Raw genomic sequence first — 20,561 nt, forward strand, 5'->3', positions numbered from 1 at the left:
TAAAGCAACCAATAAATCAGCAACTTGATGGATGAAAGGTATAAACATTATAATTATTTTCATTGAACAATATCAGTATTACGTCAAAAATGTAAACCTTATCGAGTTAATTTTGTGATCATTATTAAAACAAAACATTATAAATCACCACCATTTATCTCTTCATTTTACATGAAAATCAAATATGATCCTTTTCAACAAATTAATATTAATCTATTATTTACCAACAGATTAATAATCACAGGAATAATTAGTTACATGAATTAAGTAAATTTCTGTGTAAAATAGGAGTAATGGTATTCAAGCCGTGTAATAGCCAAAGACACACAATTAGCCCGCTTTAAAGTGCGGGCTTGCTTACACTAAATAGCAATGGAGGCAGATCAAACAGATATTATAAAACCAACCTATTCTGAATAAGAGACCTTTAATGAGAATAATTCACCAAAAACTGGAAATATTTCTGCCTTTAAACCTTTATTATATCGAGATGATATATTCAACACTTCCTCTTTTTCATCCTGTGCTAATTTAGGCCACTCCAAAGTAATTGTATTGAATCCCGGTTTAGTAAGAGAACCAGGAACTATTAGTTGACGATGAGACCATTCCGATGATGGCTCCATTTCTTCAAGCAATTCACCGTTAATTAAAATCCTGACTTTACTCTTTTCGATATATTTCTTAACTCTGCTGGTAACTGCCATATTTAAATCACAATTACCATTCGTGATCAGCGTAAACGATGATGTTGGCCACCATGATTTAAAATATGGAACGTTTCTTCGCGTATTTAATTCAAGCTCTGCGGAAACTCTAATAACCGCACTAGCCCGCTCAATATATTGAGGCTCAGTCAAATCTACGCCGTATTTAAGCTGGTCAATATAACTCTTTTGATAATATTCTTTCAACACATGACCCTGACGACCGTACTTATTAAGTATTTCACAGATTGCATCAATCGTTTGTGCATCTGCGCCTGGTGATGTTTGAGCAATATAAAAATCGTGCGGAGAATTAACAAGTTCAAGTAGCTTTTGCCCTGCTCGACTTAGGCTAAATCCTGCTCCTTTCTCACAACTTCTGGCTTTAATATAAAGCTCCATAACATCCAATATTTCAGCTGAGTATTGCACAGCTTTATCAAATAACTTAACTACTCGTCCTCTTTCCGCGACTTCATCAATCGGTCGATTGATATGACTGTTGTATAACGCAGTATAAAAATAAGAAACAGCTAAATCATATGAAGAGACATTTAAATCAATGTTTTCTCTTGCCATTACCTCCCAATTTACATCTGACTTATCTCTTCCATGATTAATTAGCCATTCTGCTACAGAAGACATCGCAATTTTGAAACCTTCCGGTGTCATATGGCAGTAATCAACAAAAAGTGAATCATCTAACAGACTCGTCCCCAAATACTTAGCGAAATAATATTCTAGATCAATAATTTTGATGCCAACGCTTTGTTGGAGAATACGCTCTTTAACAAATGAGGGAGTACTTGGAAGTGGTGTGACAAGATCATACATTAACGCATAACTGCATTCTGCGTCTAAATATGGCTTAGCTTCTTCAGCGCGATTTAACGCAATCAAGCTATTAGCCACAATACGGTTAGAAGTCGCTGCAGTGCCACCATCAATACCGATCATGCTCAAACCCAATTCTAAAGCTTCAACATACTGCCCACTCATTATTGCTTGTGATGCATGGCGATATAGTTCATACCACTCAGCGGTTTTGCCATTCCCCAGCCAATGAAGTGGCGTTTTCCGTTCCCAATCTACATAATTGGCTGCCGGTAAAGCAAAAATAAATTCAATACCGCTTTCCTTAGACATTGCATCAATTCTATTTATCAATATTTCGGTATTCTTTTCCAACTTTTCCTTATATTCAACCGCCATTCCATTAGGACCTGAGTTTGCAAGTATATTGGCATAACCTTTGCGTCTTTCCAATGGTGGATTATGTCCAAATAACACATCCCCAAACCAGTTATTACCCGCAAGGATAACTACATAATCCGGTTGTAATTGTAAGCTTGCCTGACAAGTTTCCAATAACCCACCTGCATTCATGCTACTTTTTGCAAGATCGATAACTTCCCATTCGATATCAGTATGCTGATTCAATAAATATGATAATGTCTTGGCTGGCGTAGTATGAGGAGAGAAAAGCATGCCAAGCGCGACAGACTCACCGATAAAGCATACCCTTTTCACATTTTTTGCTTTATTCACCGTCAGTTGCTGTCGTGAACTTTCCCAAAAAATGGAGTCAGATTGCTCACGTCTGACAAAAGTAATTTCACCATCAATTTTCGCCGGATGCCATGTCCCGATAGCCGTATATCCATCAATATTTTCACTGCATGCAGGAATATTATTAAAAAATTTAGCATCGTTGTTGTTTTGATCTTCACTCATTAAATAGATCTGAGCTAATCGCATCACTTCCAAAGCATCTTCTTTATTATCAGAAAGAAACGTTGCTAACTTTTCAGTATTAACGTTAGATTTATTCATATTATTTTTTCCTAAGCACTTAGGTTTATGCTAGATAAAAGTATAAATAGCTTCTATAGCTTGCCCGGTAAATAGATCATTTGGTGCTTTAATAAGGCTAAATTCTCTTGCAGCCATCTCAGAAAATGCTTCAGAAAGCATAGAGCGATCAATAATGAAATCTTCCAATACCAAAACATCAATGCCTGAATTGCCGAAACACCTTATCGCATCGAGTGGAGTACAAACGATGGGCTCTCCCCTAACATTAAAAGAGGTATTCACTAACATTGGGCAATTCGTTGCGTTATAAAACGCCTTCAGTAAAGAATGAAATTTTGGATTCGTATCAGCGGTAACTGTTTGCGGTCGGCAGGAACCATCAATATGAGTAATTGCGGGTAAACTTAAATCGGACGTTACCTGACAAGTTTCAAGCATGAATGGGGTTGGGATTGATAATTCAATATGATTTGCCGCTTCCTCTTCTAAGATAGCTGGTGCAAATGGCCTAAATCCTTCTCTCTTTTTAACTAAGGCATTTAGCCGATCTCGCATAGAAGGATCTCTGGGATCAGCAATAATACTTCTTGCTCCTAAAGCTCGCGGGCCAAATTCCATCCGTCCTTGAAACCAGCCAATGACTTTGCCATTAGTCAGCATTTCAACAATAGTTTGCTCAAAACTTTCTCTATCTTCCCGGAAATCTAGAGCTTCAATCTCCATTAAAGTTAGCATTTCCAATATATTTTCATTATTAAACTTCGGACCAAGATAAGGATTTGTAAATGGTTCGTTACTGTGTCGTTTTCCCGTTATCTCAATATGAGCCAATGCAGCTGCACCCAAGGCAGAACCAGAATCTCCAGCAGCCGGAGGAATAAAAATATTATTAAATAGACCTGTCTTACGGATAGCATGGGTGGCAACACAGTTTAGTGCCACACCACCTGATAAGCATAAATTTATGGAATCGACTTTTTCCCGCAGAGCACGAACTTGCTTGATGAGAATCTCTTCCAGCACAACCTGCAAACTTTTCGCTAAATCCATATGATGTTGCAGCATCACAGATTCTTTCTCTCTTGGAGGAAAGCCAATCAAGTCGATAAAAGCATCCGTATACATTCGATTCATTTGGCTAAAGTCAAAAAATTGCATATTCAGTTTAAAACTGAACTTATTTTCCATGCTGAACATTTCTCGCAACTTATCGGTATATATTGGCTTACCATAAGGTGCCAATCCCATGACTTTATATTCACCACTGAGTACTTTAAATCCCAGGTAGTTAGTAATAGAGCTATAAAAGAGACCGACTGAATTGGGATATTCGATTCTCTCGAATAAATTAATACTATCGCCTTGCGCATAACCAAAAGTAGATGTTTCCCATTCACCTACACCGTCGGAAGTTAATATAGCGGCGTCGGTAAAACCAGAAAATAGATAACTCCCGGCGGCATGAGCCATATGATGATCGTAAAATTTAATCTCTTTCTCATACCCTAATATTTCAGTGATATCACGAAATGGCTTGTGACAATCCAACCAATGAAGGCCATCGGTAGCAGAAAAGTTAAAATTGGAAGCGAGTTGCCTGGACAGCTTTTTATACGGATTCTCATAATAAGCGACGCAGTCAACATCAGTAATATCAATCCCGCCCTCTTCTAAACAATACCTGAAAGCTCTAATTGGTAATCTAGAATCATTTTTAAGTCTAGAAAATCGCTCTTCTGAAACAGCTGCTACTAATTGACCATCACTGATTAGCGCACAGGAGGAATCATGGAAATTTGCAGAGATACCTATTATATTCATAGCGTTATACCCTATTTTTGTTGGATTTAAGAATAAATACAAATCGCGTTACCATTTATTATTCTAAAGTAAATCACATATCTTATTTCCATTTATCGATTGCAATATTAACAAAATACTTTTATTAAAAAACAATAACATGCTACAACATATCAATACTCATTTAACCTCTATTTATTAAGATATTAAGACTATTAACACGCTCAAATGTAATTATAAGAACGAATAATAAATTCGATTATATAAATTTATTTATATAATTGATTTCACAATAAAAATAACTTCTAATTTTTCACTTTATATAATATTTATTTGAAATTTATCATCTGATAATTATAATTATTTTTATTGAACAATATCATTCTTATGCTAAAAATGTAAGCCTTGTTGAGTCAATTTTGTGATCATTATTAAAACAAAAAATTATAAATCATCACCATTTATCTCTTCACTTTACATAAAATAAAAGATGCTCTTCTTCAATAAATTAATATTAACTCCTTATTTGTAAACAGATTAATAATCACAAAAATGATTAGTTAAATAAATCAAGTGAATTTCTATGTGAAATAATGAGCAGACCAATATTAAGTGGTCATTCAAGCAGTTTAATGACTGAAAGCACATAATAAACCCACTTTAACGTGGGCTTTTTGGATTAAATAATACTTTCACTCTCTGGCTATTTTTGGAAATGTTCCTTTTCTCTATATTGAGTGACAGAATCTGGTTTATACCTGTTATCTTTCAAATTGCCTCTTTGTTGGCTGCACTCACCCCGGTCACATCGTTATCTATGCGCCCGGGGATCCGCTCCCTTGCCGTTGCGATACATCTTGAAATCTATTGAGTATACAAAATACCAATATTGACGGATTCGGTTCAATCATAATACTCAGGTGCTTTACGAAATGTTGGCCAGATATCCGGATCATGCCCCGTTACCACAATCGCACTCGTGCGTTCGGCTAAATACCGTAACTTTTGTACCGAACGTACAGTTTCAACGGTAGAAGTGAGGAACCCAGGCAATGCACGTTCTTCCCAATGATCGAGAGTATAAGCAGCATCAATCGTTAGCAATAAGCTGCCACTGTTCGGCAAAGTGATCAGTAATGATTGGTGTCCTGGCGAATGCCCAGGAGTAAATATCGTTTTTAAAATTCCGTCTCCGTAGACATCAAACAAATCATTGCGTTCCCCATCCAGAAATTCCCACTTCAACCCCTGACGATCAAAATCCTTGCGAATATAGCCACCAGCAGCAAACCAATCAGGCGTGTAGGCATATTCATATTCACGTCGTTGTACAATATGCGTCGCATTAGGGAAGCGTCCTATTGCACCAGTGTGATCGAGATGAAGATGGGATTGCACCACATAGCGGATATCTGCGGGATCAATCCCCAGTTTTTTCACTTGCGCTACACAGCCTTCATCTTCACGCATTACCGGCCAGTAAATTTTTGCGATAGTTCCCCAATAGCCTTTAGGATCGGTTGCGGTTTCAACCGCATTACCGCCGTCAATCAGCGTATGACCCTTGGGATGCGTGAGTAAAAAAAACGGAATCGGAATTTCATAATCGGCGCCATTCCCCTGATTCATCTTAATATTGTGAACCTTACATTTGATAGATCCGGTTTGCAGCATATATAAACGAATGTCTGACATAATAATGTTAACCTTATTTATCGGATTTGTAGGGTATTAGGGGGTAGAAGGCTTGCTGATGGAAGATAACTCGTCAATTTCTTTGGCCTCTACCAGACTGTTCATTAACAAACGCGTCTATTTCTTGACATCAACAAATAACCTATTGATTCAACCAGTCAACTCTCTCAATACGCTTATACCCTTCATCTTTCAAGCTGCTGCTTTGTTGGCTGCGTTCACTTACCCCAGTCACCTAGTTATCTATGCTCCTGGGGAGGCGTTCTCTTGCCGCCGCTCTGCAACTTGAAATCTATTGGGTATATGCTCCCTTGCCGTCGCGATGCATCTTGAAATCCATAGAGTATAGTTACAAGCCCAAATAACAAAACCATGTATAGCTGGATATAAATGCCCAGGCAGGGACTGCGATATTAAATTTAAGGTTTGTACATAAGTTTGCCCGCTAATCAAAAAATCTGACTAACGGGCAGGTATAAAAAAATCTTATTCCCAATCTTCACTACTCAAAACATCATCTGGCAAAAATCACTCTAATTCCATCGCACGACGTATAGTAAAATAGAGATCTGTCTGGTCAGTCAAACCAACAACATTCGCAGCCTGAGGGCCATAAGCAGCAACGCGGAGCTGAGTCCCTGTATGTTCCTGCTCTTCCCCCTCAGAATCACCGTAACTCACTGCCATCACTGAACCATCTTTGGTAATCAATGCTTGAGTCAGTCCTGGAGACTTCACACCCGCTTCAATAATCTGGCTAGAATGAGCATGATCAGCCGTGACAATCACTAATGTATCACCGTGCTCACGCGCATACTTCAAGCCAACTTGAACCGCTTCATCCAATGCAACGGTTTCACCAATCTGCCCACAAGGGTTAGCTTTGTGATCCTGCTTATCAATAGAAGCACTTTCTACTTGCAGGAAGAAACCATTCTTATTTTCTTCCAACAGATCGATAGCTTTCTCTGTCATCTGTGCCAAAGTTGGCGCATTAGGATTCCGTTTAGAGTTCACTTTACAACTCACAGGAGGGTTATCAATATTACCGTGATAAACCGCTTTAGGCCCTTCCCAAGCAATATCCATATTACCTTCATGGAACAGACCCAATAGCGGTTTTTTCTGATCTGCTTCAGTAATTGATGCCAGTGACTTAGCATCTCTTACCAGCTGGTAACCCTGCTCTTGTGCCTGCTCTTCCAGCGTCCTACCTTTACCATCTCCAGCCATCGATTTCTGGGTGAAAACCTTAGCACCCCCACCTAATGTCACATCAGCACGAGCTACTAACAGCTGCTCTGTGATAGAACCTCGCCCATCATTTTCCAATGCATTCGTCGGACATTTTTCTGTCGTCTCTTTCGGACCATAACAACCGCGGTCGGTCACATGCGCATACTGTGCAGCTGGTGTAGCATCCTGCACTCTAGCCGTTGTGACATTACCTGTCCCTTTGCCATTCGCCTTTGCCAGCTCAAGCAAGGTTTGGTGATCTTTACCAAATACATCAACAGCCAATGCACCATTATAGGTTTTTATGCCAGTAGCCCAGGCGGTAGCAGAAGCGGCGGAATCAGTAACATAGTTAGGTTTATGAGTCTTTTTATCAAGAGAATAGTGTGTATATTGGCCAGTAAACGGCAAGGCATCAATGCCTTTGAAAAACCCACCAGCACCTTCTGCATAGTTACGGGCGATAGTAATTTCAGAATCACCCATCCCATCACCAATAAACAAAATAACATTTTTAGCTTTATTGTTATTAATTGCCGCCTTCAATTCCTCAACCTGATTGTGAGTCATACGACGAGCACCGCCAAATTCAGTAATATTGCCTTTTACCGCACGCCCTTCCACCATAATCTGGTTCGCCCCCTGATCACTAACCGCCAGCACCGGTAAGCTGCCCCCTGAAATTAAGGCTGAGATCATGACTGCCATCAAATTTTTTGTGTATTTTTTCAACATTTATGTTTCCTTGTTAACAAGCGATCGGAATAAAAACTAGCGTTATCGACTAAAAGGGATACTAAACAAACTATGTGACAATTATGTGAAAAAAATACACCCAATTTACCACTTTGCTACTAATGACCGTGTTCCGTAATACAACGTCTCACACCATGAAATATAATTGTGACCACTGGAAATTTCGCTGGATTCAACCGGATAACCTTTCCGCAATAAGGTTTCTTTCAGATGACGGTTGTTATGCAGAATGCTCTTTAATCCATTCCGAGCTTCAAGCAACCCTGCTTGTAAATAAAAACGAAGCGGTTTTTTCTCCGCTTTGGCAAACTCACGAATTAACCATTCGGGTGCTTCTCCCTTAGGCGCCCACCAATATGAACCAGACATACTCAGAACATTACCAAACAATTCAGGATGGTTAAATGCAACCCACGAAGATGCCAGCCCACCATAACTAGAACCTGAGATGATAGTATGTTCTGCTGGCGCTTTAATACCCTGCGTAGCCAGCCACGGCATCAACTCATTAGCCATAAATGCAGCGAAATCAGGATTGGGTGGTAGCTCTTGCCCCCGGCGTACATTATCCAGACTATCAACAAACACCACATACATTGGTGGGATCTTGTCCTCTTCAATCAAGGAATCAAAAAATCTATCGATATAATACTGTTTACGGTAAATCACCCCGTCAAACAGCACCAACATGGCTGGCTGTTTCATCAGCATAACTGGTTGATAAATAGAAATTTCCCGACAATTCCCCAGAATCTTACTCTCAAACTGACAAACCTTAGTATTACCTTGAAAAGGTAATTGTTTTAAGCGTACGATATCACACAAAACCGGCCTTAACGCCAGCAATGAATCGTGGTTAAACACATCTTCCGACACCTCTGGTACCACATTTTTATTCAATGGATCAGCCTGAGCCGTAATCAGAATCGACCTGCGTTGCTCATCAACAGTGCCTTCAACTAGCGGTAGATCTGGTGCTAATTTATATTGCATCAAGGTATCTGACGGAATGATATAACTACGAAACCAGACATCAGTGTCTGCCAAACGTGACATAGGATCATGCTCATGACTCGGTGCACCAAAAATAAAAACATTGGCTTTTGCTCCACGCCACAGGAAAGTCACACGTTTATTTTTGCTATCATAGTTTTCAAGCAATGGCGCCCCATTATGGGTAATCTCCTGCCAGAAAGCTTCGGTTCCTTTTCCTGCTGTCACTTCAGCTTGCAGCTGCTTTAAGCGCGGACTTTCTGGTTGCTGTCCGTAATCATTATCCCTGGGAATATAAACTGGAAATGATAGCGTAAGCTGCCATAATCCTCCTGCCTTGCCCTTGGCCACTAACCGGTATTTTCCAGCCTGAGGAACGGTAAATGCAATTGACTGGTGAGCATCTATCGGACTATCAGTGAAAAGTGTACGTATATGTTGTTGCCCATCCTTCTGAACCACTAATTTCTGCATGCCAAATACAACGCCACGCACATAATGTTCAGCCTGAATATTAAATTCGATACAAGCCATTCCCTGTGAATTAAAATTCCCTGTTACTACTTGCGGATTTTCTGTGGATTTTATCTGATAATACTCAGATACAAATACATTGAAAGAATTCATAAGAGCATATATCTCTATATTCTTTTCCATTTTCTTATCTTTATATATCTTTAACTACAGATCTTCAACCATTTCCCACACAGAATTATGTATCAAATCCTTATTTAATAATAAGGATATACCTAATGAACTTCAAGATGCTTGAGCTGCCAGACGTAAAAATATTTAAATTCAACAACATAATCGTTTTTCAAACATGCACTTTGAAGTGTCTTGAGTATAAATACTATTAACAATAGAATAAATTGCATATTAATTTTATTTATAAAATACAAACATGTTAAAATATTTAAAATAAACTATTCTCTAACGGAACGAAATAATCTATGGATGTGTATAAAAAGAATCTAACGCGTTGATATGATCTCGGTAAAATTATTCCTCTGCGAGTGGTGTCGTGAAGACGCTCAAGTTTGATTTTTTGTTCTGATGTAATAAATATTTTCATAGCGAGGATAATGATCTCCATTCCGGATAAAATCAAGCATCTTCAATGATTACGGGTATATACCTGTTATCTTTCAAGTTGCCTCTTTGTTGGCTGCACTCACTCACCCCGGTCACATCGTTATCTATACCCTTCATCTTTCAAGCTGCTGCTTTGTTGGCTGCGTTCACTTACCCCAGTCACATAGTTATCTATGCTCCTGGGGATGCATTCTCTTGCTGCCGCTCTGCAACTTGAAATCTATTGGGTATAGATTGTTAATTAATTCGAAATTAGATACAGAATCTAATTGATGTCAATAGAATCTAAAATCCCTCTACTCATACTCTTAGCAAAATCCCAATCATATTGTTCATAAACACGAGACAAAGCCATAAAATGCGCTCCTGAATAGAACATTTCATATTGAGTATGGCGCGATGCAAACTCAGAACCAATGGCATCCCATACTAATTTCAGCAACTTCACGCGTTCAATAGGTTCCAATAAAGTTGAATATTGCGTTTTTTCTATTAATCCTCTGATTTCTGGATTTGCGAAGTCAACATAGTTTGACGGTAGCATAATCACACCACCACCTGAAAGTTTTCTGATATTTTCCATGATCTTTGGATAAATTGATTGCAGCACAACCTGACAAGCATATAGTTGTAATCGATTGGGAATATAGTATTCATTATATCGAACTGGGTTATGAAGCAAACCACGAAAGAGTCCTTCCATATTAGTGGCATGACAAGCAAGCTCAGCTAACGACTCACGAACAGCAGGAAACTCATTGGTGCCTATGGCTTCGGTAAGCTGATGAGCCAAACCCGATAAGAAATGCAGCTTAACTGCATATCGGGCCATGCCTTGAATATCCATTAAAACATCAGCAGCAGTTGCCTGAAATTGTCTGCGACACATACCCGTATTTTTATAAACAAAAACTCTTTCCCACGGAACGAAAACATCGTCGAAATAAACCACAGCATCATTTTCGTCAAATTGATGCGATAAAGGGGAATCAAATTTATTGCTTCCTATTTCATAGGACTTTCTGGAAAGCGTTTTTATTCCTTTAGTATTCAAAGGCAACGCAAAAGATAAAGCATATTGATCATCCACAAACTCCTTAAGTGGATTGAACACACCAACAAAAACTTCTTCTGCAAGGACTGCTGCTGTCCCTAACATCTTTGCCCCACGAACAATGATTCCTTGCGGTTTTTCCTCCAGTACACGAAGAGTATGAAATACATTTTTTACATGCTCACTGGGCGTCTTAGCTCTATCACCCTGTGGATTGACTAATGTGAAAGTCAAATAAATATCTTTATCACGGGCATATAAATAATAGTTTTTTAACGCCTCGGCCCTGTCCCTGGAGTATTCCTCAAATACTTCCAGGTGAGTGATCATTCCAGCAAGAGCAGAAGCAACGTGATCCGGGCTTCTACCTAACCAACCACAACTCTGCATTGCCCAAGCATACGAAGCCTCTCCTCTGGCAATTAATTTCTCTCGAGTATCAGGAAGTTCCCAACTTAAACCGACATTCTTACCACCAGGGATTTCAAACGTCATCCGATCAGCATGTTCTGCCTGATAATCATAAAGTGAAGCTACCGTCCTGATTGCATTCCGAAAAGCTGGGTGATCCACGTGATTAGTGATCTTTTCTCCATTCAAAAAAACAGTTCTTCCATCACGCAGGCTTTCAATATATTCCTCACCTGTTCTAGACATTAATGACTTCCTCCGAAACGGGATTGACTTTAGGTAAATCGATCTTCAAAGGTCTAAAAAAATAGAAACATTTAACTCCATACAACCAATACACAACGAAAATGATTCCCACAAGGAACCAGTATGTTTCCGATACATCTGTATATCACTAAAATAGTGTAACAGCTTTTTAACGATATAACCTGGTAGTCATTTTAATAAATAAATGACTTTTATATGGTAAAGTCATGATATTATAATTACTATTTAAACTTTCCTGAAGATATTATTTTCAATATATTATAGTATATATTTAACAACAATGACTTCATAAAAATTTTAATAAATCTTCTTAAATATTCGTGATATCTACTGTAACCTTACACATAATCATATTATTCATCGAATTTACTACAAAAAGATACTCTCACTTCTGATTGGTAAATATTTATCGGCTTATAACTCCTTTAAATTCAGCAAGAAACCCCGTCACAATCTGAATATTTATTTCATTCACATAACCACCGATTTCTGAATAAATATCGGTGGTGGTTTCTATTTTAAAATAAACAAGAATTATACATATCTTACTGTTTCTCCATCTAACTTACTTATTAACTGACTAAACATCAGCAAGGTACTGAGCAATAAATAGCGCTGCTCAGAACTCAAACGCAAATAACGACGACTGGCTGGTAATCGACTGACGACCTCAGACGCTGCAAAATGCTCCACTTCAAACTGCCATTGCCCCTGATGAATACTTAATGTGAGATGCCGAAAATCCAGCTCTGCTAACGTTTCACCAATCAAAGGATACTGATTAAGTAAATCAATAATATGTTGTCCAAACTCTGCACCGTGACAACAATAATAAATCACTGCCTTTCGCCGAAGTATTCCTTTCACTTTGGCTTTAATAACTATTTTTTCCTTAAATGAAGTGATTCCCTGCAAACGGAAACAGCAGCTAACAATATAAGCCAAAAACAGTGCTTTCGGCTTTTCATAAACGTCAACCTGCAAGCCATCAGGTAACGTAATCTGCAAACTTTCTGCGGATAAACGCTCACAACAGTAGGGCGACAAATTCTGTTGCAACCAGTTTAGAGTCATACCAGCCTGATAACCAGAAGGATGACGGGGTTTACTCAACCGCCGCCAAATACCATCAATTAATGGAACGAAGTGGCTCAAGTTGCACCTCCGACAATTCACCCTTAGTAAAAGTATGAGAAAGCACCTGCTCGACGGGTACTGGTTTAAACGGATTCACACGTTGTACACATAGCGTCCAAAACAGGGCATAACTGGCTGTTAGACCCAGCATAATAGCGAATGGAATATACACATCACCGGGATTCATTCCCGGAGGTGTGATGTGAATAATCGCCAAAATAATACCCACACTGGAGATAATCTGAGGCAATGGGAAAAACGGTGATTTATAAGCACGATGTAAATCAGGTCTGCGGATACGCAGCAATATTACTGAACACGTCACCAGTAAATAGGCCACACACCAGGCACATACGGCCGCCAGAACTAAAGGCATAATCCGATTCAAATCACCTTGAATAATAAAGGCATGTAAACAGGGGATCATTACCGCAACCAAAATCCCAAATATTGGTGTTTTAAAACGTGGATGCAAATAAGCAAAAATACGCGGCAATGCGCCATCCAATGCCATACCGTAAAGAATACGTGGTACCGCAGCCATCAAAGTATTAATCGTAGCAGCCCCTGCCAGTAATAACCCGATACCAATCCAATACTTACCAAAATCTCCCATCACCTGACCTGCAAACGCAGGTATTGCCATCGGTGTTTCCAACAAACGAACATTATTTTCTACATCGACCAGCACATTTTCTACCTGATGACTGATTGCTGCTCCATATAACCCCATACAGAAAGCCACACCACACAAACCCATCATCATTGCCCGCGGAATCACTTTGGCAGAATTTTTAATTTCAGGGGCCATTGGCGTAACCAGCTCACAACCAACAAACATAAACATCGCCATACCCACCAGACTCAGTACAGCGAGTGGATCGCTCAGATTAAGCTCGTCACCAAACCAACCCTCCAACGGCACAGCAAACGGCATCAATAACCCGCAAATACTGAAAATAACCAAAGTACTCCACATACAGAACGTCAGTACAATTTCAACTTTACTAAATGCTTCAATGCCCAACGCATTCAATAATCCGAAAGTAATAACCAGCCCAACCCCCACCATCCATGAAGTATTATTACTTTCCATCACCGTATTAAGGCTGTCAAAATTAACTAATGCCATAATGCCAGACAGGATAGTTTCTGCCGTACCAGCAAAAATATGGACAATTAAATAAGCCGAAAGCGCACCGGTAATCGCCCAAAACCGCCCCATTCCACAAGAAATATAATCATAGACAGAACCAGATGTCGGCAAAATAGCTGCCGCTTCGGAAAAAGTTGTCACTTGAGCCTGCATCATGACAAAGCTGATCAGCATTGCCAGTACGAAAGTATCACCACCAATACCAAAACCACTTGTTACAGTCAGAATAACCGGGCTTGCCATAATTACCCCGACGGAACTTGCTAGTGTAGTAGGAAATCCCACCACACCCTTTTCAATATGCGAAGTCAGTCGCGTTGACATATTCATCATTTTCCCTCTGTATTCCGGCAATAAAAATAACGTTAACAACTATTCATGTATGAATTTTTTGTAAATTTCATTAGTGATAAATACACTATAGAAAGTGAAGATGAATACCGGCCATCGTCCTAAAGGACGATATCTAAAGGGAGGTTAATGGTGTAAAAAATATCGCTAAAAATACCAGAAAATAGAGAATGAAAAACATAACCACTTAAATATCAAACAATAAAAAAACACACCAACTGATTAACACATTAAAAAATCACTTCAGAAATGTACCAAAATAGTGTTTTTAATCAGTAACTATCACCTTATAAAATTTTATTTATTGCAATCTATGTCACGTTATTAATATGTTTTTTTTGTGTTAATTTCACACTTTAATTACCCTTTTATTAATCATCAATATTAACTTACCCAATTAGATACTATTCTAAGAGAGAACGTTCTTGTTTACCTTACCCTCAACCAGCCGTGAAAATACGTTAATCTACAGTTGCCTGAACACTATTGCTCATTTAGTTCCTATCTCAGCCGCAGCATTCTATCTGGTGAACGATAAGTTACGCCCTGAGAACTACATTCTGTATGGTATTTCAGATGAAACACACAAGAATTATCTGGCATATTTTCAGCATTTAGATCCACTCAAGCCGGCCAATTATCAACAAAATGATATTAATATAGTTGGCATGGTTCAAAGTACACTGACCAAAAATAATAAATACTACTATGAATTCATGCTACCAAATAACATACAAGACATTGCAGAAATATTTATCCGCCAGCACAACCGAATTATTGCTGGTGTTTCTTTATTAAGAGATACGTCATTTACACCAAAAGATTTTAATCGCCTCAGTACTATCCTGCCATTAATTGAATTAGCCACTAGAGACCTACTTCCTGAAACACCAACTATTCTGACAGCTAAAGAGCAAGAAATTATTAATTTGGTAAGGGCTGGATCGAGTAATAAGCGTATTGCACAAGTACTCAATATTTCCCTGTCTACCGTCAAAACCCATTTACGCAATATCTTCATCAAAACTAAAGTGACTAATCGTACCGAACTGGTTTCCAATGGATTTATTACCCGGCACCAGTGATTGGCAGATGTTATAAATTATATATAAAAATAACATGGCTAAATAGCTTTCCAAAATGCAATGGATTGAGCTAGTTTAAATAAGAGGTCTGTCATGGATAGCTTTACATGTACAATCAAAATGGTTATGCAAATAAAAGTCAGATGAGGGTGCATATCAAACTAAGGAGGCCATCGGTAAGCTCCAGTCGGCGCTGGCTTACTGTGGCTATTCGCCTCGATGGATCACAAATAAGACCGGAAGATATAGCAGAGCTTCCGGTTTAAAATTTTATTTAAATCAACTTCTCTTTATATCAAGTAAATAATCAAGTTTTGGTTTCCATATATCTTTCCATTTATTTTCTATATCTATTGAATAATTCTTTATATAGTAATAATCATTCTCATCATGATGAGATAGAAAACATTGTTCAATGCAACTAATAACCCATTCTAATAATTGTTTAATTTCAAGATCATTATTATAACTCAAGAAAAATTCAGCAATTTCAATAAATTCCGTCATCAAATTCGAGCAAAAAATGGATTCTTCAAATAATGAGTAATAAAATGTTCCCTCAATTAAATCATCCTTATTTTCTAGAAGATGAAGTTTAATATTCTCATTCATATCAGCAACCTGGCCCTTTTCTTTTTGCTGCTTTAATTGATTTTTTCTCATTATAGGAGCCATCTAAATTGAACACTCCTTTGGACTTATCCAATGATGAAAATGTCTCGTAGTGATCTTTGTGAAGATTATCTAAATAAAAATAATCATTTTTCTTAAAAGCTACACCTTCAACTTTTACTTTGTTTGTAAATTTATAAATTTCAGCCCCTTGAAATTTCTTTCCAGTTGTTTGGGTCGCATCACCAACAATTTCAAGAAAACTCCATCCCCAAGGATTGAAGTGGTCAATAAAAATTGGTCACTGACTTAGCATTTTGCCAAAATAATCGTTCTGATTCATTGGGCGTTAACCCATTGTTATACCAGTGAGGGCGAAGCTGGCTGGTAATAACCCGTTATGTATTGGATAATAGAATGGTAAGCCTCCCCAAAATTGGCATATCCCGCCAAAGGAACCCATTCACTTTTTAAACTCCTGAAAAAACGTTCCATCGGGCTGTTATCCCAGCAATTTCCCCGCCGACTCAGGCTTTGTTTGATGAATACTGGCGGCCAGATTACGGTGAAGGTGATGGACGGCTGTCTGGTGCTGATCCCTGATACTGACGACACCCGCACCATCAAGCAACAGTACCAGCGACAGCAGGATCAGCTCAGTGACATTAAGCTGCGAATGCGGGAACTGATTGGCGACTACAACAGCAACTAAGGGCAGGGACTGAGCGGCTCTAAAAAAGAAAAAAGCCGGAAGATCATGAGATCTTTCCGGCTTTTCACTTATTCTTTTAGAGCAAACATATTTATATCATCCAGAGCATCTTCTACACGGCCAGCGAAGCATGGATATGTTGCTTTTTGTTGTAATGCGGGAATAACTTTGGACTCATTAATTTTGGAATAAATACGTGCTATATGTCCCAAACATGTAATTGCCAAACCAGCGATATCTTCATCGCTATTATTAAGTAGCTGCAAACATTTTTCTTGAATCCATTCGTAATCATCAATATTGAATGTTGAATACAAAATGGCATCCGTTACTATTTGAGTATCATCAGAGTTAAATAATAACTCTAATTCAGGTTTAGAGTATTCTTTCATATCAGCACGTTATCTTCCCTTTCTTGTTAACTTTTCCGGCTTTTCTCAATGCGGCTTGTTGATCAGTATGTAACGCATCCCAGTCTCTAACATGACCGTGGAATAATTCATCACCATTGGATAATGTTCGCGTCTTATCCATTACTACAATTTCATTGTTTTTTGCATCTACACCAACTCTACGAGGTGAAGTAGGCTTCACTTGAACTGAGTTATCTAGTGCCGTCTGGCCATGTACCGGAGCCTTGCTTTTTACTGCATTATCAGTTTTACCGTGATAAGGAGCATCTTCATAGATCCGCTTTGCTAAGCCCAGTGGATCGATCCAACTCATCGGATTAGGGGCATAGGTATATAAGTTCAGGCCCCCTGCCAGCCCCATCGGATCTTAGGGACTATCCCGACACGACCATACTTTTTGACCGGGATTTTTTCTTTAATAACAACCTGTTAAAGAGCCACTTTGTCCCACCGCACTTACCGCCGTGAACCCAAAACCCCGATGTGCACTTTGCCGATGTTAGCGCACTTTTCCCCCGACGTCATAATCGGGTTTCGCCCCGCTTTGTCTGCCCGAACCGGGTTTTCTCGGGAACCCGCGACGGCGGGGCAGCTTGCCTGCGCCGCTGACGCGGGTTGGCCGGGTGCGGGCTGGCGAAGCCCGCAGGTCAAGCTGTTCAGCAGGGAAGCCCCTCTGGGGCTGCACGGGGCGGAGATGGCGAGCACGGGAACGAGCAACGGAGTGCAGCGCAGTGCGAGCCGCGCGCAGCCAGTGCAGCGGGGTTGGGGCGGGGGGAATAAACTGCGGCCAGCCTGCTGGCCTGCCTTCCGGGTGGTTGACCTTGACGGCCTGACCGACAATGGCTTCAGGCGGGTTTGGGCACCGGAGCCGCCAGGGAGGGCGGCGACTGCGGCGGTGGGTTTTAGCATTGTGGCTGACAGCAGCGGGCGCAGCCCGGTGCGCTTCTGGGGCTAAGAAGCTCAACCCGGCGGCCAGCCGCGCACCGTTGTTGAGGTGGCCGCGCAGCGCCCATGGGTGGGCGGCGCCGACATAATGTTTGTTAAGCGAGGTGGGCCGTTCAGGCCCATGTTGCTTAATGCAACATTATGTTGAATGGCGGCTGACCGGCAACGAGGGTCACAGAGAACGCCGATGTTCAGCGCCGGGCGGCCGGCATTTACTGCCGGGCACGCCGGAGGTAGGGAGGCAGTCTGTGCGCAGGGACGCGCGCAGTCTGCCTTTCACCTTTCCCACGCGATTAACAGAGAACCTGCTAACTTTCGAACTGTCCAACCGCGCTGTGGTTTCAGGCCGGCTTTGGGCTGTCCGGCTTGTCGCTATCGACCTGCTTATCGTTTGGCGTGGCCTGCTTTGACTGCCGTTCTGCCGGGTGGGTCTGCTCATGCACTTTCTTTAAGTGGCTGATGGCCACTCGGGTATAGATTTGCGTGGTTTCCAGTTTCTCATGCCCCAGTATCGCCTGGATGTGCCGCGTGTCCGCGCCGTTCTCTAACATCTGGGTCGCCATGGAGTGGCGGAACAGGTGACAGGCCCCCGGTTTAACCAGTTGCGCCTGTTTACGGATGCTGTCGGCGGCTATCTGGGTTAACGTGCCTCTGGCCAGCCCCCCGCCTTTCTTGGTGATAAACAGGTGACCGCTGTCTCCCCGCCGCGTTAACTGGGGCCGAACACTGAGCCAGCGACTTAACCAGTGCAGCGCCTGTTCGCCGATGGGCACCACCCGGTCTTTACCGCCTTTACCCTGTCTGACCATCACCACGCCGCGCCCGAAGTCCACCTCGCTTAACAGCAGGTTGGCTACTTCCATCCGCCGGATACCGGTACTCCATAGTACTTCAAGGATAGCGCGATTTCTCAGCCCGGTTGGGGTGTTGATATCCGTTGCGGCTAATACCGTGTGGGTTTCGTCTTCATTCATCACCTGCGCCGGCAGCCGTTTTTCTTCTCTTGGCAATACCATGTTATCCGTCGGGTTATACAGGATATGGTGACGTTGCAGCAGCCAGCGGAACCACTGACGTAAGACACTCAGGCGGTCTCGCTGACTGCCCGGGCTGTAGGGCTGGCCGTCGGCTTTACGGTAGCTTCTCAGCCAGCGCTGGTAACTTTCCAGCAACAGCAGGCTGACCTGCGGCGCGGTCATCACCCCGCGCGCTTCGCACCAGCTGACGAACGGCAACAGCCGCTCTTCATAGGCTGCCTGTGTCCGTTCGCTTAAGCCCTGTCCCCGCACGGCTTCCAGCCAGGCGGCCAGATGCTGGCGTAAGGTGGCGAAGCGGGCCGGGATGGCGTCGGGTTGACCGTGGGTCTCCATGACAGAGGGGCGTTTTTTTCTGGCCGGCAGGGCCAGCGTGTCTGCCGGGCTGGTCGGGATAGCGTGCTGTTGCTGCAACCAGTCGAACCACTGGCGTAAGGCGCGCAGGCGTCGGCGCTGACTGGCCGGTGGATAGGGCTGCCCGTTGGCCTTACGATACTGAGCAAGATACTGCTGCCAGTTTGCCAGTAACGGCCCGGTCACCTGAGTGGCGGACAGGATACCCTGTTCCTCGCACCAGTTGACGAACGGCATCAGTCGTTCATGACGGGCGGTCTGACTCTTTTGACTCAGCCCCTGCAACAGCAGGTTATCCAGATACGCCGCAAGATGCTGGCGCAGGGTCAGCCCGAGGGGCGCCGATGGATGTTTAGCAGATAATGACATGATGTAATTTCCTGTAGGGAACATAGCGTGTTGTTGTTATCAGTGTGTGAGAGGTCACTACGGTACGATGACTTGATTCTTATATTGCCGGCACAGTCCTTTTCAGGCTCTCCCAACTTGCGAGCCGTTCCGCCCAGTATTGCTGCGGCCTGAAGCCGGTTTCCCGGCCTCCAACTTGGACCCAACTTGACCCCAACTTGGGGGCAACTTGCGGTTCAGTCAGTCCAACTTGCGTCGGTCGTATTCCCGGTTTTCTTATTCGGGTTTTCAGGTTCGATGATAAGCGGGCAGTACGGTACGACGACTTTTTCTTATTATTGCCGGAACCGTATTTTTCAACCTTCCCCAACTTGCGAGCCATTCCGCCCAGTATTGCTGCGGTCTGACGCCGGTTTCCCGACCTCCAACTTGGGCCCAACTTGACCCCAACTTGGGGGCAACTTGCGGTTCAGTCAGTCCAACTTACGTTGGTCGTATTCCCGGTTTTCTTATTCGGGTTTTCAGGTTCGATGATAAGCGGGCAGTACGGTACGACGGCTTTTTCTGATTATTGCCGGAACCGTG

General features: G+C 41.6%; 15 protein-coding genes and 3 pseudogenes. 3 read left to right on the forward strand and 15 right to left on the reverse strand.

Going from position 1 to position 20,561, the window contains the following annotated elements; translation table 11 throughout:
- Positions 1-407: 407 nt before the first annotated feature.
- The 8 genes from BO26_RS14270 to BO26_RS14305 form a co-directional block, all read right to left on the reverse strand.
- Positions 408-2,540, reverse strand: coding sequence for an SGNH/GDSL hydrolase family protein (locus BO26_RS14270; protein ID WP_036772429.1), 2,133 nt, complete (start codon positions 2,538-2,540; stop codon positions 408-410).
- 30 nt (positions 2,541-2,570) lie between these two features.
- Positions 2,571-4,385: a carbamoyltransferase family protein gene (locus BO26_RS14275; protein ID WP_477707037.1), complete on the reverse strand. Its 1,815-nt coding sequence runs from the start codon at positions 4,383-4,385 to the stop codon at positions 2,571-2,573.
- Between the two features lie 840 nt (positions 4,386-5,225).
- Positions 5,226-6,017 carry an AttM family quorum-quenching N-acyl homoserine lactonase gene (gene attM, locus BO26_RS14280; protein WP_201771275.1) on the reverse strand — a complete coding sequence of 264 codons (792 nt, stop codon included), beginning with the start codon at positions 6,015-6,017 and terminating at the stop codon, positions 5,226-5,228.
- A 528-nt stretch (positions 6,018-6,545) separates the two neighbouring features.
- Positions 6,546-7,988 (reverse strand): alkaline phosphatase, encoded by a 1,443-nt coding sequence (gene phoA, locus BO26_RS14285; protein WP_036772433.1) that lies wholly within the window; start codon positions 7,986-7,988, stop codon positions 6,546-6,548.
- 105 nt (positions 7,989-8,093) lie between these two features.
- The gene (locus tag BO26_RS14290) at positions 8,094-9,629 is read right to left on the reverse strand and encodes an alpha/beta hydrolase-fold protein (protein WP_236637465.1); all 1,536 of its coding nucleotides are present in this window, start codon (positions 9,627-9,629) and stop codon (positions 8,094-8,096) included.
- A 733-nt stretch (positions 9,630-10,362) separates the two neighbouring features.
- Positions 10,363-11,808, reverse strand: a complete 1,446-nt coding sequence (locus BO26_RS14295; RefSeq protein ID WP_036772436.1) for a 4-hydroxyphenylacetate 3-hydroxylase family protein — start codon at positions 11,806-11,808, stop codon at positions 10,363-10,365.
- Between the two features lie 555 nt (positions 11,809-12,363).
- Positions 12,364-12,984 carry a DUF3156 family protein gene (locus BO26_RS14300; RefSeq protein WP_036772439.1) on the reverse strand — a complete coding sequence of 207 codons (621 nt, stop codon included), beginning with the start codon at positions 12,982-12,984 and terminating at the stop codon, positions 12,364-12,366.
- Complete coding sequence (locus tag BO26_RS14305; protein WP_036772442.1) at positions 12,959-14,452, reverse strand: APC family permease; 1,494 nt, start codon at positions 14,450-14,452, stop codon at positions 12,959-12,961. Before BO26_RS14305 ends, BO26_RS14300 begins: the two co-directional genes overlap by 26 nt.
- Before the next feature lie 446 nt (positions 14,453-14,898).
- Here BO26_RS14305 and BO26_RS14310 point away from each other — a divergent pair, with 446 nt between their 5' ends.
- Entirely contained in the window at positions 14,899-15,558 is a 660-nt protein-coding gene (locus BO26_RS14310; RefSeq protein ID WP_036772443.1) for a response regulator transcription factor, read from the forward strand.
- 151 nt (positions 15,559-15,709) lie between these two features.
- Positions 15,710-15,865, forward strand: a pseudogene (locus BO26_RS24665) (DUF7706 family protein); the annotation flags it as partial.
- On the opposite strand, the gene BO26_RS14315 reads toward BO26_RS24665, so the two are convergent.
- Together BO26_RS14315 and BO26_RS22220 are read right to left on the reverse strand one after the other, a co-directional pair.
- On the reverse strand, positions 15,838-16,221 hold the full coding sequence (locus BO26_RS14315) for a hypothetical protein (RefSeq protein WP_036772451.1): 384 nt from the start codon (positions 16,219-16,221) through the stop codon (positions 15,838-15,840). The pseudogene BO26_RS24665 and the gene BO26_RS14315 sit on opposite strands and share 28 nt — an antisense overlap.
- Before the next feature lie 236 nt (positions 16,222-16,457).
- Positions 16,458-16,713, reverse strand: a pseudogene (locus BO26_RS22220) (integrase core domain-containing protein); the annotation flags it as partial.
- Here BO26_RS22220 and BO26_RS23715 point away from each other — a divergent pair.
- Complete coding sequence (locus BO26_RS23715) at positions 16,712-16,882, forward strand: type I toxin-antitoxin system SymE family toxin (RefSeq protein WP_167332160.1); 171 nt, start codon at positions 16,712-16,714, stop codon at positions 16,880-16,882. The pseudogene BO26_RS22220 and the gene BO26_RS23715 overlap by 2 nt on opposite strands.
- Before the next feature lie 68 nt (positions 16,883-16,950).
- Here BO26_RS23715 and BO26_RS14320 read toward each other — a convergent pair whose 3' ends face one another.
- The 5 genes and pseudogenes from BO26_RS14320 to BO26_RS14340 all read right to left on the reverse strand — a co-directional run bounded on the left by BO26_RS14320 (position 16,951) and on the right by BO26_RS14340 (position 20,415).
- Positions 16,951-17,274, reverse strand: a complete 324-nt coding sequence (locus BO26_RS14320) for a hypothetical protein (protein ID WP_036772444.1) — start codon at positions 17,272-17,274, stop codon at positions 16,951-16,953.
- 1 nt (position 17,275) lies between these two features.
- Positions 17,276-17,656 (reverse strand): hypothetical protein, encoded by a 381-nt coding sequence (locus BO26_RS14325; protein ID WP_201771276.1) that lies wholly within the window; start codon positions 17,654-17,656, stop codon positions 17,276-17,278.
- Between the two features lie 925 nt (positions 17,657-18,581).
- On the reverse strand, positions 18,582-19,610 hold the full coding sequence (gene xerC / locus BO26_RS14335) for a site-specific tyrosine recombinase XerC (RefSeq protein WP_036772458.1): 1,029 nt from the start codon (positions 19,608-19,610) through the stop codon (positions 18,582-18,584).
- Positions 19,611-19,688: 78 nt separating this feature from the next.
- A pseudogene (locus BO26_RS24160) lies at positions 19,689-20,021 on the reverse strand (site-specific integrase); the annotation flags it as partial.
- A gap of 55 nt (positions 20,022-20,076) precedes the next feature.
- The gene (locus BO26_RS14340) at positions 20,077-20,415 is read right to left on the reverse strand and encodes a hypothetical protein (protein WP_036772446.1); all 339 of its coding nucleotides are present in this window, start codon (positions 20,413-20,415) and stop codon (positions 20,077-20,079) included.
- Positions 20,416-20,561 lie beyond the last annotated feature (146 nt).

Origin of the sequence: Photorhabdus australis DSM 17609 (genome assembly GCF_000711895.1) — a bacterium.
In the GTDB taxonomy this organism is placed as follows: Bacteria; Pseudomonadota; Gammaproteobacteria; order Enterobacterales; family Enterobacteriaceae; genus Photorhabdus; species Photorhabdus australis.